Origin of the sequence: Actinocorallia aurantiaca, from assembly GCF_039533685.1 — a bacterium.
Classification (GTDB): domain Bacteria; phylum Actinomycetota; class Actinomycetes; order Streptosporangiales; family Streptosporangiaceae; genus Actinocorallia; species Actinocorallia aurantiaca.
On record NZ_BAAATZ010000002.1, the window covers coordinates 394089 to 407383 of the forward strand.

Here is a 13295-nt window from a genome sequence, read left to right on the forward strand (position 1 = left end):
GAAATTCGTTGTTAGGAAGTATCTCAACGGGTAGGTGGAAGGCATAACGATTCGGTGTATGGGGGTAATCGTTGGCTTCCTCGGGGGGACTTTGACATGTCGGAGAACACTTTCAGCATCGACGTGAACGCGATCCGCGAACGCGCCAGACAGAAGATGAACAGCGGTCCGGTGACCGAGTCGTACGGCAAGGCGCCTGAGGCGGTCATCGGGGTGCTCAACGACGTCGTCGCCACCGAGATCGTCTGCTGGATGCGCTACAGCCAGCACGCCATCGCCGCGGTCGGCATCGACCGCGCGCAGGTGGTGGCCGAGTTCCAGCAGCACGCCAAGCAGGAGCGCAACCACGCGATGCGCGCCGCGGAGCGGATCAGCCAGCTCGGCGGCGACCCCGACTTCGACCCCAAGACGCTGGCGGAGCGCTCCCACACCACCTACGAGACGTTCTCGGACGGGGACCTGCGGGGCATGCTGCAGGAGAACCTCGTGGCCGAGCGGATCGTCATCGAGTCCTATCAGGAGATCATCCGCTGGCTGGGCGACGACGACGTCACCACCCGGCGGATCATGGAAGACATCCTGGCCGAGGAGGAGGAGCACGCCGACGACCTCCTCGACCTGTTGGGAGGGAAGTAACCATGGCGAACGAACTGCGTGGCAAGGTGGTCGCCTTCCTCGTCGCCCCCGAAGGCGCCGAGCAGGTGGAGGTGCAGGAGCCCTGGCGGGCCGTGGAGTCCGCGGGCGGCAGGCCGGTGCTCATCTCGCCGGTCGACAAGGCGGGCTCGGAGGCCCAGCTCTTCCAGCACCTCGACAAGGGCGCCAGGCAGCGGGTCGACATGCCGCTGTCCACCGCCGACGCCTCCGAGTACGACGCGCTGGTCCTGCCCGGCGGCGTCGCCAACCCCGACATGCTCCGGATGAACCCGGACGCCGTCCGCTTCGTCCGGCGGTTCTTCACCGACGGCAAGCCCGTCGCGGCCATCTGCCACGCCCCGTGGATCCTCATCGAGGCCAACGAGGCCGGCGGCCGCACCCTCACCTCGTGGCCGAGCCTCCACACCGACCTGACGAACGCCGGCGCCGCCTGGGTCGACGAGCCCGTCGTCGTCTGCGAGAAGGGCACCAACACCCTCGTCACCAGCCGCAAGCCCGACGACATCCCGTCCTTCAACGAGACCTTCGTGAAGGTCTTCTCCGCGAACTGACCTCGTCCTCCCCGCGCGCCGAACGCCGTCGCCGGAGCCGCTCGACCGTCCAGGCGGCTCCGGCGACGGCGGCGCAGGCTCCGAGCAGGAGCAGGAGATGGTGCTGGTAGGACAGGGGGAGGAGGGTCGGGTTGCCGTGGTCGGCGTCCTCGCGCAGGACGGCGGGCAGGGCGACCGCGGTGACCGAGGCCGCCGCGATCAGCACGAAGCGCGGCGCCGTGCTCCGGGCGAGGAGCGCTCCGCCCAGGCAGGCCAGGGGCAGCCAGAGCCCGTCGTGGACGACGACCGCGGAGAGCGCCCACACCAGGATGTCCGCGGGCTCGGCGATCTGCGGGTCGTTCACCAGCCCGTGCAGGCCGAAGGCGATGACGCAGACGCCCGCGAGGACCATCGACACCCGGTAGGCCCGCATCACAGGGCCTCCAGGGTCTTCACCCATTTGGTCTGCAGCACCCCGGGGCGGTTCGGCGCGATGATCCGGGCCGGATAGCCGTGGTCGGGGGCGAGGGGCTCGCCGTTCACCTTGAGGGCGAGCAGGGTGAGCGGGTCGCGGGCGTAGGAGGCGGCCATCTCGCTGGTGCGGAAGTAGCCTCGGCGCTCCAGGGACGTGATCTTGACGGCGGCGTCTTCGGGAAGGCCGACCAGGTCGAGCAGGTCGCGCAACCGCACTCCCGTCCATTCGGCGGAGAAGCTCCAGCCTTCGACGCAGGCGATGGGCAGGCGGGCTGTGTACTGGGGCATCGCCTCCAGGTCGGCGAGAGTCAGCCGGACCTGGTCCGGGCCCTTCACCGTGAGCCTCCAGTCCTCGGGGATCTCGACGGTGCCCGCCTGCTCGGCGGTCCGGTTGACCGGAAGCCCCTGGGGGCCGAAGTCGGGGCTGCGCGCGCCGAACAGATTGAACCGGCCCAGCCACGGCACGGTCTGCCCCGCCGTCGTGAGCGTCACCAGTCCCACGGACGCGGCGACGGCGGTGAGGAACCCGCGCCGGCCCGGGACTTCGGGCCCTCTGCGCCGCCAGTGCTCGGCGATCGTGGGCGCCTTGGCACCCAGGTGGAGCAGCAGTCCTCCGGCCGCGGTCCAGGCGAGCCAGTAGTGCGTCTCCCGGAACGGGAACGGCCACGGATACCACTGGACGGTGTTGAGCAGTCCCGTGAACACCTCCAGCAGCAACGCGGCCACCAGCAGCGCGACGCCGAGCCGCTCCAAGGCGTGCAGCACGCCGCGTACCGGCGGCCACTCGAACAGGCGGGGGTAGACCGTCCACAGCTTGGCGCCCAGCAGCGGGATCATCGCCAGCCCGCTGATGACGTGCAGGCCCTGGGTGACGCGGTAGCCGTTGACGGGCCGGGACGGCAGCGGACCGCTTCCCTCCTGCAGGGCATGGCTGATCAGCCCGGTGGCGAGGCAGACGACCAGGGCCGAGCCGAGCCAGCGGCCGAGGACCACGGCCGACCGGGGCTCGTGCAGCCGTGACGGGAACGCGCCCTCGCGGAACGGCCCTCGGCGGAAGAACTCGGTGTTCATGCCCTTCAGCGGACCATCGGAACGTGCCCGGAGGATACGAAAGTCTGCTTACAGACCACGAACGTCTCTCCGCCGGGGCGGGTTTCCGGGGAGAGCCGCTGCCAGTCTGGCCGGGTGAAGCCCTCCATACGATCCCGAATCGCCCTGGCTGTCTGCGTTCCGGCGCTCGTGGCCCTGTCCTGGGCGATGGCCGGGGCGTTCACCTCCGGCGGCACCCTGCGCGACGCCGCTCCGCTGGACCACTGGCATCCGATCGCCCTGGGGTCCTTCGCGATCGCCGTCGTCGCGTTGAAGTTCGTGAGGCCGGTGCTCGTGCCGTTCCTGGTGCTCGCGGGGACCGTCGCGGTGCTGGCGACGGGCCTCCTGGAGCCGCCGCGCACCAGCGACGACTCCTACCGCTACCTGTGGGACGGCCGGGTGCAGGCCGAGGGGATCTCGCCCTACGCCCACCCGCCGGACGCTCCGGAACTCGCCGGGCTGCGGGCGCGGGCACCGGAGTTGTTCCCCGTCGGGACGGACTGCAAGGGCTGGGACCTGCGCAAGGCCAAGCCGGGTTTCTGCAGCCACGTCAACCGGCCCGCCGTGCCCACGATCTATCCACCTGTGGCGGAGGGGTACTTCGCGGCCCTCTACGGGCTCGGGGGGAAGTACGGCGTCCGGGCCGCACAGGTCGGGGGAGCCGTGCTCGCGCTCTCGCTGTGCGCGCTGCTGCTGTGGCTGCTCCCCCTGGAGCGGCGCTGGCAGGCGGCGCTGTGGGGCTGGTTCCCCGGAGTCGCGGTGTGGGCCGTCAACGACGCCCACGTGGACACCCTGGGCGTGCTGCTGGTGGTGGGCGGGCTCGCCCTGGCCGCCAAGGGAAGGCTCGCCGGAGGCGGGGCGCTGCTGGGCGCGGCCATCGCCACCAAGCTCATCCCGGCCCTGGCCGTTCCCGGGGCGATGGCGGGGGTGCTCTCCCGGCGGCCCCGGCTCAAGGACCTCGTCCTGCCGGTCACGGCAGTCGTGGTCGCCGCGCTCACCTACGTTCCGTACGTGCTGGCCTCAGGCAGCGGAGTGCTGGGGTATCTGCCCGGATACCTGAAGGAGGAAGGCTACGACTCCGAGGAACTGAAGCGGTTCGCGCTCCTCCGCCTCGTCGTCCCCGAGGACCTCGCGGTGATCGCCGCAGGGGCGGCGGTGCTGGCGGTGATCCTCTACGTACTCCGCTACGGCGACCCGCTTCGTCCTTGGAGCGGGGCGCTGCTGGTGTTCGGTGTCGCGCTGCTCGCGCTCACTCCCGGCTACCCCTGGTACGGGCTGCTGCTCGTCGGGCTGGTCGCTCTGGACGGGCGGTGGGAGTGGCTGGGCGTGCCGATGGCCGCGCAGGTGGTCTACCTGCACGGGCTCGAAGCCCAGGACACGGCCTACGGCCTGGCCCTGGCCGCGGTGGTGGCCGGGCAGGCCGTCAGGACCGTCGCGCTCCGGCGGCGAGGACCACGAACCGCCGTTCCCGGTCGTCCCACCGCTCCCGCTCCGTGAAGCCGGCGCGGGCCGCGTGCAGGACGGCGGCGTCCGCGCCGAGCCTGGCCCAGACGAACGGCGCGCCCAGGCGTCCCGTCCCGTCTTCGACCCGGACGGTCAGCCGCTCGTCGACGTCTGCGGTCTCCACCTCGACGAGGAGGAGGCCGCCGGGCGCGAGCAGTTCGGAGATCCTGTCGAACAGCCGTGCGGGGTCCCCGCCGATGCCGAGGTTGCCGTCGGCCAGCAGGGCAGCGCTCCAGCGGCCCTCTCCAGGCAGCCGGTCGAACACCGACCGGCAGAGCGCCGCCGCGCCCAGGGACCTGGTGCGGCTGACCGAGGCCTCGGCCAGGTCCACGCCGAGCGCGGGGACGCCGAGGGCGAGCAGTTCCGCCACCAGCCGTCCGGGCCCGCAGCCGACGTCCAGGACCGGGCCGCCGTCCCGCGCGCTCCGGTGGAGCAGCCGCCGGTCGGCCGCGTCCACGGGACCGCACCAGCGTTCGACGTCCAGACGGTGCCGCAGGCCGCTCTCCTCGCGCAGCCAGAGCGGTCCCCTGCCCGCCCTGACCGCCGTTGCGAAAGGGTCGTCGCCCGTCCAGGGCGCGGCGGGGAGCTCCGCGGTCCTCGTCACCGGGACACCGCCGGCAGCGCGGACCAGAGGGCCCCGAACCGGCTTCCGGGAACGAGCGAGGCGACCAGGTCGGCGGTCTCCGCGGTGTCGACGTCGGTGAGCTCCGGCAGCCGGTGGACGCGCAGCCCGGCCGCTTCCATCCGGGCCAGCAGGACCTCGCCGGTACGGTCGGTCGACATGGGGACTCCGGGCAGGAGCCGGGCGGCGAGCTCCGGCCGGGCCAGTCCGAGCGCCCAGAAGCCGCCGTCGGCGGCGGGACCGAACCAGGCGTCCACCCCCCGGCGGCCGGCGGGGGACAGGGGGGAGGCCACCTGCTCCCCCGCGATCTGCGGAGTGTCCATGCCGACGAGGAAAGCGGGGACGTCCTGCCTCACCCGGGTGAACGCCGCGGCAAGCCGCAGGTCCAGACCGCCTTCCACCTGCGGCACGACCCGCCAGCCGGAAGGGAGCCACGGGCCGGGGCGGCCGTCCAGGACGAGGACGCGTTCGCCCGCGGGGACCGCGTCCAGGGTCGCGAGGGTGTCGGCCAGCGCCGCCTCGGCCAGCGCGGCGGCCTCCTCCGGGGTGCGTGCGGGGGTCAGCCGGGTCTTGACCCGGCCGGGCGCCGGCTCCTTGGCGATGACGAGCAGCGTCGGCGGCGGGGAGGCCAGCACCGCGCGCATGTCAGTGATCGCCTGGCGAGTGCCGCGCAGGGTCCCGGTAACCTTCGAACGTCCGGCACGGGGCCGGTAGCCCACCTCGGTCTCCGCGATGCGCATGCCCGCGGCGGAGGCCGCGAGCACCATCTCCAGCGGGTAACCGGACCTGCGGTCCCCGAGCCCGAGCGCCAGCAGCCGCTCGCGCCGCGCGGCGCGCATCGGGCCGAGGTCGTGCAGCGGGGCCCCCGTGCGGGCCCGCAGCCTCCGGGCCAGCTCCAGGTTGGCCAGGCGCGCGTGCAGCGGCCAGGCGCCGCGTGCGGTGGGTCTCCTGCGTGCCAGCACCAGATCGGCCTCGCCCGCCGCGACCGGGTCCACGACCCTGTGGAGCTCGGCCGGGTCGAGCGAACCGTCACAGTCCATGAAGCAGACGATCTCGGCGGTCGCGGCGCGCAGCCCGGCGTGGCAGGCGGCCCCGAACCCGCGCCGGGGCTCCTCCACGACGTGCGCGCCGAGCGACCGGGCGACGTCCGCGGACCCGTCGGACGACCCGTTGTCCACCACGATCGCCTGCCAGCCCTCCGGGATCCCGGCCAGCACCCGGGGCAGGGCCTCCACCTCGTCCAGGCAGGGCAACACCACATCGACGCTCATGGACACACGCTAACGATGTGATCTTCCGGGAGGCCCGGAGAAGTTCTTACGGAACGCCTACGGACGCGGCCGGGCCGGGCCCGGCCCCCGCGCCGATCCCTATTCTCCGAGACAGCGTTCATGGAGAGGAGGTCCGATGACGGACCTGATGGCGGTCACGGGCGTGGCGGCCCTCGGCACGGGAACGACCGGCATCCTGGGCTGGGCGGTGACCCGGCTGCTCCTGAGGCGCTTCGAGAACCTCCCCCTGTTCGCCCTCTCCGCCGTCACCCTGCTGGCGACGGCCGCGGGCGCCCTGTCCGCGGCCCGGGCGATGTACCTGTCCGCCCGGGACCTGGCCGTCGTCCTGGTCGTCCTCGCGCTGGGCGCCGGCACCTCCCTGCTGACCGCCTGGCTCCTGGGCCGCCAGGCCGCGGCGGACCGCCACCGCGCCCGGGCGCACGAGGCCGCCCGCAGAGAACTCGTCGCCTGGATCTCCCAGGATCTCCAGGAGCCCTTGACGGCACTGCGCTCCACCTTGGAGACCCTGGAGGCCGCCGACCGCCTGCGCCCCCAGATAGACCGGCTCGCCGGCGTGGCCGACGACCTGCTGGAGATCACCCGCTCCTGAACCCCGCCCGGCCGGTCCACGTACCGGCCGCCGCTCCCGGCACCGGCGGCCTCCGGAGCGACCGAGTCCCGGGCCGGGTCTCCGGCCTGGGACGAACCGGCCCGGTTCAGCCGCCTCGCAGCGGTTCGCGGGCGAAGGCCCGCATGCCTTCGGCGAAGGGGACTCCGGGCCGCCAGCCGAGTTCGTCGCGGAGGCGGGACGAGTCCGCGGTGATGTGCCGGACGTCGCCCAGGCGGTACTCGCCGGTCACGAGAGGGGCCGGGCCGCCGTGGGCGGCTGCCAGCGCGGAGGCCATCTCTCCGACCGTGTGCGGCTCGCCGCTGCCGACGTTGTAGGCGCGGACCGCCCCCTCCGGAGCCTCGGCGACCGCCGCGACGGCCGTCGTGTTCGCGTCCGCGACGTCGTCGACGTGGACGAAGTCGCGCCGCTGGCCGCCGTCCTCGAACACGCGGGGAGCCTCGCCCCGCGCCAGCGCGGACCGGAACAGCGAGGCCACACCCGCGTAGGGGGTGTCCTTCGGCATTCCCGGGCCGTACACGTTGTGGTACCTCAAGGCGATCACCCGGCCGCCGGACGCACGGGCCCAGGCGGAGGCCAGATGCTCCTGCGCCACCTTGCTCGCGGCGTAGACGTTGCGCGGATCGAGGGGCGCGTCCTCCCCCACGAGGCCCGGTCGCAGGGGAGCCCCGCAGGCCGGGCAGGGAGGCTCGAACATGCCCGAGTCGAGATCGGCCTTCGTCCGGGGGCCGGGCGCCACGTCCCCGTGCAGCCCGCACTCGTACCGGCCCTCGCCGTAGACGACCATCGACCCGGCCAGGACCAGCCTCTTCAGCCCGCGCCGCGCCATCGCCGACAGCAGCACCGCGGTCCCCAGATCGTTGCAGCCCACGTAGTCCGGCGCGTCGTCCAGGTCCACCCCCAGACCGACCATCGCCGCCTGGTGGCACACCACGTCGATCCCGTCGAGCGCGTCCTCCACCGCTTGGACGTCCCGCACGTCGCCGACCCGGAACTCGACGTCCCCCGCGTACGGCGGGCCCGCTCTCACCGCCGGCGGCTCCGCCGGACGGGCGGACCGGCTCCCAGACGCCGGCCAGTGCTCCGGCGGGCCGGCGGGATGGGCGGCGGGCAGCAGGGCGTCGAGGATCCGGACGTGGTGGCCCTGCGCGCGCAGCCGGCGCACGACGGCGCTTCCGATGAACCCGGCTCCTCCGGTCACCAGGACGTTCATGCCGCCCCCATGCCGTCCAGGACGCGGGAGCAGGCGCAGTCCCGTCGTGTGGAGAGGCGCTCCAGGGCGGTGAACAGGACGGACCTGAGGCGGTCCACGTTGCGGGAGAACTCCGCGAACACCTCGGCCATCGTCACGCCGTCGCCGCGCTCGACACCGGCGTCCAGATCCGTCACCAGACACAGGGGCGTGTAGCACAGGGCCAGTTCGCGGGCCAGGACGGCTTCGGGATGGCCGGTCATGCCCACGACCGACCAGCCGTTCTCCGCGAACCAGCGGGACTCCGCCCGGGTGGAGAACCTCGGTCCCTCGATCACCACGAGAGTGCCGCCGTCCACCGGCTCCCAGCCGTGGGCGCGGGCCGCCGCGAGCGCGGCCTCCCTGCCGTCCGGGCAGTAGGGGTCGGCGAGCGAGACGTGCACGACGCCTTCCGCTCCCCCGGGCAGGTCCGGCCCCTCGCCGGGAAGGGACTCACCGTCGTAGAAGGTCTGCACGCGGCCCGACGTCCGGTCCACGAACTGGTCGGGGACGAGCAGCGTCCCCGGCCCGTACTCCGCCCGCAGCCCGCCGACCGCCGAGGGCGCCAGGACCCTCTCCACCCCCAGCGACCGCAGGGCCCACAGGTTGGCCCGGTAGTTGATCCGGTGCGGCGGCACCCGGTGCCCCCGCCCGTGCCTGGGCAGGAACACCACCCCGCGCCCGCCGACCTCACCCGCGAAGAGCGAGTCGCTGGGCTCCCCGAACGGAGTGGAGATCTTCACCTCCTCCACGTCGTCCAGCAACTCGTACAGCCCGGACCCGCCGATGACACCCCATTTGATCTCAGTCACGGCGTCACCCTAGAAGCGCGCCTCCCTGAAAGCCCCGGCCCGGACACGACCGTTCGCGATCGGTAAGAACCTCCTCCGGCGGGGAACGGCGGAGGGCCTCAGGCGAGGGCCTTGACGACGATCTCCGTGGCTTCGGCGATGACCCGGTCCTCGTAGGTGCCGTTTTTGGCGGGTTTGTCGGCGAAGGCGGCGATGGTCAGGGAACGGCCGTCGGGAGCCCAGGCGACTCCGACGTCGTTGACGGCGGAGTACTCGCCGGTGCCGGTCTTGTCGGCGGCCGTCCAGCCTTCGGGGAGACCCGCGCGGATGCGGTCCTCGCCGGTGCGGTTGGCCTTCATCCAGCGGGTGAGCCGGTCGCGTTCGGGCCGGGCGAGGGCGTCGCCGAGGAGGAGCGCGCGGTATCCGGCGGCCATGCCGGCCGGAGTGGTGGTGTCCAGGAGGGAACCGGGAGTGACGTCGTTGAGCTCGGGTTCGCGGCGGTCCAGCCGGGTCGTCGGGTCACCGATGGAGCGGGCGAAGGAGGTCACTGCGGAAGGCCCGCCCAGAAGGTCGAGCAACGCGTTGGAGGCGGTGTTGTCGCTCTGGAGGAGAGCGGCCCCGCACAGTTCGGCGACCGTCATCCCGCTGTTCACGCGATTCTCGGTGACGGGGGAGTGCGGCACCAGGTCGGCCCGGGAAAAGCGGATCCTGCGGCCGAGGAGACCGGAGTCCGAAGCATGGGCGCGGAGGACCGCGGCGACGGCGTACGTCTTGAAGGTCGAGCACATCGCGAACCGCTCGTCCTGCCGGTATCCGACGGACAGCCCACTGGCCGTGTCCGTGGCCGAGATCCCGAGACGGACTCCGAAGCGCTTCTCCAGGCGCCGCAGCGCCGGCTCGACACTGAGGGCCGGCGTCGCCGTGGTGGCGGGGCTCTGAGGGGCCGCCGGCCCGGAAGAACGAGACGCGCGCGGGGCGGCGGCACCGTCCGAACCGCTGCAGGCCGCGGCGAACGGCACCGCCAGAAGTGCTTTCAACATCGTTCGGCGTTCCATGCAGGCCCCCCGGTCTTCGAGTGGAACTCGTCGCAGACGATCAATCTAAACACCCGGGGGCGCTCCGCGTTCCAGCGCTCGCGGCCTGTCCCGGGTCGTGACCGGGGGCGTTCACCTGTTGCGGACGCCGCCTTTATGTCCGGCAAGCGGCGCATTGTGTCAAATGTGGTATGGATCACATTCTTTGCGGCGGTGCGGGCGGGAGACGGCCTCGGTCATCCGGCGTTCCAGGGGCGGACCGGTGCCGCCAGGCGCGCCGATCTCACCGCGGCGGATGCGCCGGTGTCCGGGCGGGCACCGGGCCGGAGGTCCTACCCTGGCGCTATGGCGACGCAGGTGCCCTCGGGGCAGAGGGCTCGACGGTTCCAGAAGGAGACCAGGCTGGGGCTGGTGCGGCGGGCCCGGCGGATGGACAGGGTGCTGGCGGAGACGTATCCCGACGCGCATTGCGAGCTGAACTTCGAGAACCCCTTCCAGCTGCTGGTCGCCACCGTGCTCTCGGCGCAGACGACGGACTCCCGGGTCAACCTGACGACCCCGGCGCTCTTCGCGGAGTACCCCACGCCCGAGGAGCTGGCGGCGGCGAACCCGGAGGACGTGGAGGCCATCATCAAGCCGACCGGGTTCTTCCGGGCGAAGACCAAGTCGATCATCGGTCTTGCCACGGGGCTGCGGGACCGCTTCGGCGGGGAGGTGCCGGGACGGCTCGAGGACCTCGTGACGCTGCCCGGGGTCGGCCGCAAGACGGCGAACGTGGTGCTCGGCAACGCCTTCGGGGTGCCGGGCCTGACGGTGGACACCCACTTCGGGCGGGTGGTGCGGCGCTTCGGCTGGACCACGGAGGAGGACCCGGAGAAGGTCGAGCAGGAGATCGCGAAGCTGTTCGAGAAGCGGGACTGGACGATGCTCTCGCACCGGCTGGTCTGGCACGGGCGGCGGCGCTGCCACGCCCGGCGGCCCGCCTGCGGGGCGTGCCCGCTGGCGCCGGACTGCCCGTCGTATGGTGAAGGCCCCACCGAGCCCAAGGTCGCCGCCAAGCTGATCAGAGACAGGTCCTTCGCGTGAATAATTCCGTGCCGGGGAACGTTGCCCCGAGCGTGATCCCCTCATGGCTCGACCTGTTCCGCGAACGCGCGCCGAAGCTGGACGTCCCCGCCTTCCTGCGGCCCGCGCCGCACGCACGTCCCGCGGCGGTGCTGGTGCTCTTCGGCGAGGGGCCCCAGGGGCCCGACGTCCTGCTGATCGAACGGGCCGCGACCCTGAAGAAGCACGCGGGCCAGCCGGCCTTCCCGGGCGGCGCGATCGACCCCGAGGACGACGGCCCGATCGCGGCGGCCCTGCGGGAGGCGGAGGAGGAGACGGGCGTCGACCCCGACGGGGTGACGGTGCTGGGAGCCCTCCCGGAGCTGTACCTGTCGCGGAGCAACTTCCGGGTGACGCCCGTCGCGGCCTGGTGGCACGACCCGTCCGACGTCTCCCCGGGGCATCCGGGCGAGGTGGCCGCGGTGGCGCGCGTCCCGATCGGGGAGCTGGTCGACCCCGGGAACCGGGTCTCCCTGCGCGCTCCGGGCGGTTTCATCGGCCCCGCTTTCCGGGTGCGCGACATGCTCGTCTGGGGGTTCACCGCGGGCCTGCTGGACAACCTCCTGGAGGCGGGCGGCTGGGCGGTGCCGTGGGACGCCGACCGGACGGAGGACCTGCCTCCGGACGTCCTGAACCTGGCCGCCAGGGGATGAATCACCCTGTACGGTGACACGCCTGAATGGCATCTCCTCCCTCCAGGGGACTGGAAAACCCGCGATCTCCCTGTACTTTGAAGCGGTGTTGGGCGACCACGTACTCGATCTGATCCTGCTCCTGCTGATCGTGCTCTTCGCGGTCTCGGGGTACCGGCAGGGCTTCATCGTGGGCCTGTTGAGCTTCGTGGGCTTCGTCGGAGGCGGCATCCTCGGCGTCGTCATCGCCCCGCCGCTGGTGAAGTGGGTGGTGGAGGGAGCGGCCCAGCAGGCGCTGCTGGCGATCGTCATCGCGTTCCTCGCCGCGACCTTCGGCCAGCTCCTCGCCTCGTCCGCGGGCGCCATGCTGCGCAACCGCGTCACCGGCGACCACGCCAGGGTCGTGGACGCCGCGGGCGGCGCGGTGGTCAGCGTGATGTCGCTGCTGCTCGTCGCCTGGTTCATCGGGATCGTCCTCCTCGACCAGTCGCCCATCCGGGTGGTGGCCAAGCAGGTCCACAACTCGGCCGTGCTCGAGGCCGTGGACGGCGTCATGCCTTACGCGGCGGACCAGTGGGCCGAGTCGTTCGACAAGTTCGTGGACGGCACCGAGTTCCCCAAGGTCTTCAACGGGCTGGGAGGGGAACCGCTGGTCGACGTGGGACCGCCCGACAAGTCCGTGGAGACCTCGCCGGCCCTGCGCAGCGCCCGCTACAGCATCGCCAAGATCATCGGCACCGCCCCGGACTGCGGCAAGCGCATCGAGGGCACGGGTTTCGTCTTCGCTCCCGAACGGATCATGACCAACGCCCACGTGGTGGCGGGAACCCGCGGCTCGCTGTCCGTCCAGGTCGCCTCCCGCGAGCTTCGCGGACGGGTCGTGCTCTACAACGCCAAGCGCGACATCGCCGTCGTCTACGTTCCGGGCCTGAAGGCACAGGCCCTGCAGTTCGACTCCGAGGCCAAGCGGGGGGACGCCGCGGTCGTGGCGGGCTTCCCGAAGAACCGGCCGTACACGGTCCGGGCCGCCAAGATCAGCGCCCGCCAGCGGGCCAACGGGCCCGACATCTACGGCGGCTCCCAGGTCACCCGCGAGATCTACGCGCTGCGCGGACGCGTCGAGCAGGGCAACTCCGGCGGCCCGCTGCTCGCCGAGGACGGACGGGTGTTCGGAGTGATCTTCGCGGCCCGCGAGCACGACTCCGACACGGGGTACGCGCTGACCGCCGACGAGATCGCGCCGGACGTCCAGGCCGGCCAGAACGCCACCCAGGCCGCGCACACCGACAGGTGCGCCGGCTGACGGTCAGCGCAGCCGGAGCTCCCGGCTCTCCGTCACGTCTGTGATGATCGCCGGTACGTCCAGACCCCACCGGGGGCCCGTGTAGGCGTCCAGAACCGCACAGGCCCGGTCGAAGAGCGCTTGGGCGCCCCTCTCGTTGCCGCGGCGCAGGTGGGTGACGCCCACGGCGAGTTGCGCGAGCCCGCGCCACAGCGGGCGCTCCTCTTCGGGGCACGTCTTCCAGCGGGCTTCGAGGACTTCGTGCGCGTGGAAGGGACGATCTTCGTCCAGCAGGCGCTTCGCTTCGGCGATGGTCTCTTCCGGCCCGAGTTCCAGCTCGTCCGGCATCGTCGGGACGCCCTCGGCGTCATAGGGGAGAGGACGGCCGTACGCGTCCCGGGGACGGGCGTTACGCGGACGTCCGGACTGGTCGCGGTCGCGTTCGGACAC

General features: G+C 72.5%; 15 protein-coding genes. 7 read left to right on the forward strand and 8 right to left on the reverse strand.

Annotated elements, in window-relative coordinates; translation table 11 throughout:
• Positions 1-96 precede the first annotated feature (96 nt).
• Positions 97-636 carry a DUF892 family protein gene (locus tag ABD327_RS02730; RefSeq protein WP_344448473.1) on the forward strand — a complete coding sequence of 180 codons (540 nt, stop codon included), beginning with the start codon at positions 97-99 and terminating at the stop codon, positions 634-636.
• Positions 637-638: 2 nt separating this feature from the next.
• Positions 639-1205 carry a type 1 glutamine amidotransferase domain-containing protein gene (locus tag ABD327_RS02735; RefSeq protein ID WP_344448474.1) on the forward strand — a complete coding sequence of 189 codons (567 nt, stop codon included), beginning with the start codon at positions 639-641 and terminating at the stop codon, positions 1203-1205.
• On the opposite strand, the gene ABD327_RS02740 is transcribed toward ABD327_RS02735, so the two are convergent.
• A complete protein-coding gene (locus ABD327_RS02740) occupies positions 1168-1617 on the reverse strand; it encodes a hypothetical protein (protein ID WP_344448475.1) in 450 nt (149 codons plus the stop codon). The two genes, ABD327_RS02735 and ABD327_RS02740, sit on opposite strands and share 38 nt — an antisense overlap.
• Positions 1617-2729 (reverse strand): molybdopterin-dependent oxidoreductase, encoded by a 1113-nt coding sequence (locus ABD327_RS02745; protein WP_344448476.1) that lies wholly within the window; start codon positions 2727-2729, stop codon positions 1617-1619. Before ABD327_RS02745 ends, ABD327_RS02740 begins: the two co-directional genes overlap by 1 nt.
• Positions 2730-2843: 114 nt before the next feature.
• Here ABD327_RS02745 and ABD327_RS02750 point away from each other — a divergent pair, with 114 nt between their 5' ends.
• Complete coding sequence (locus tag ABD327_RS02750) at positions 2844-4244, forward strand: hypothetical protein (RefSeq protein ID WP_344448477.1); 1401 nt, start codon at positions 2844-2846, stop codon at positions 4242-4244.
• Here ABD327_RS02750 and ABD327_RS02755 read toward each other — a convergent pair.
• Together ABD327_RS02755 and ABD327_RS02760 are read right to left on the reverse strand one after the other, a co-directional pair.
• Complete coding sequence (locus ABD327_RS02755) at positions 4171-4854, reverse strand: methyltransferase domain-containing protein (RefSeq protein WP_344448478.1); 684 nt, start codon at positions 4852-4854, stop codon at positions 4171-4173. The two genes, ABD327_RS02750 and ABD327_RS02755, sit on opposite strands and share 74 nt — an antisense overlap.
• Positions 4851-6143 (reverse strand): DUF2064 domain-containing protein, encoded by a 1293-nt coding sequence (locus ABD327_RS02760; protein WP_344448480.1) that lies wholly within the window; start codon positions 6141-6143, stop codon positions 4851-4853. Before ABD327_RS02760 ends, ABD327_RS02755 begins: the two co-directional genes overlap by 4 nt.
• A 136-nt stretch (positions 6144-6279) precedes the next feature.
• On the opposite strand from ABD327_RS02760, the gene ABD327_RS02765 reads away from it, so the two are divergent.
• A complete protein-coding gene (locus tag ABD327_RS02765) occupies positions 6280-6753 on the forward strand; it encodes a hypothetical protein (RefSeq protein ID WP_344448481.1) in 474 nt (157 codons plus the stop codon).
• A gap of 106 nt (positions 6754-6859) precedes the next feature.
• Here the strand turns inward: ABD327_RS02765 and ABD327_RS02770 are convergent, their stop codons facing one another.
• From ABD327_RS02770 to bla, 3 genes are all read right to left on the reverse strand, one after another.
• A complete protein-coding gene (locus ABD327_RS02770; RefSeq protein ID WP_344448482.1) occupies positions 6860-7984 on the reverse strand; it encodes an NAD-dependent epimerase/dehydratase family protein in 1125 nt (374 codons plus the stop codon).
• A complete protein-coding gene (locus tag ABD327_RS02775; protein ID WP_344448483.1) occupies positions 7981-8814 on the reverse strand; it encodes an S-methyl-5'-thioadenosine phosphorylase in 834 nt (277 codons plus the stop codon). The genes ABD327_RS02770 and ABD327_RS02775 overlap by 4 nt, the downstream gene beginning before the upstream one ends.
• 98 nt (positions 8815-8912) lie before the next feature.
• Positions 8913-9848 carry a class A beta-lactamase gene (gene bla, locus ABD327_RS02780; RefSeq protein ID WP_425547031.1) on the reverse strand — a complete coding sequence of 312 codons (936 nt, stop codon included), beginning with the start codon at positions 9846-9848 and terminating at the stop codon, positions 8913-8915.
• A 324-nt stretch (positions 9849-10172) separates the two neighbouring features.
• On the opposite strand from bla, the gene nth reads away from it, so the two are divergent.
• The 3 genes from nth (at position 10173) to ABD327_RS02795 (ending at position 12866) form a co-directional block, all read left to right on the forward strand.
• Positions 10173-10913, forward strand: a complete 741-nt coding sequence (gene nth / locus ABD327_RS02785; RefSeq protein WP_344448485.1) for an endonuclease III — start codon at positions 10173-10175, stop codon at positions 10911-10913.
• Positions 10914-10945: 32 nt separating this feature from the next.
• Positions 10946-11584 (forward strand): NUDIX hydrolase, encoded by a 639-nt coding sequence (locus ABD327_RS02790; RefSeq protein WP_425547032.1) that lies wholly within the window; start codon positions 10946-10948, stop codon positions 11582-11584.
• Between the two features lie 85 nt (positions 11585-11669).
• On the forward strand, positions 11670-12866 hold the full coding sequence (locus tag ABD327_RS02795; protein ID WP_344448486.1) for a MarP family serine protease: 1197 nt from the start codon (positions 11670-11672) through the stop codon (positions 12864-12866).
• Positions 12867-12869: 3 nt separating this feature from the next.
• On the opposite strand, the gene ABD327_RS02800 is transcribed toward ABD327_RS02795, so the two are convergent.
• On the reverse strand, positions 12870-13295 hold the full coding sequence (locus tag ABD327_RS02800) for a DUF309 domain-containing protein (RefSeq protein WP_344448487.1): 426 nt from the start codon (positions 13293-13295) through the stop codon (positions 12870-12872).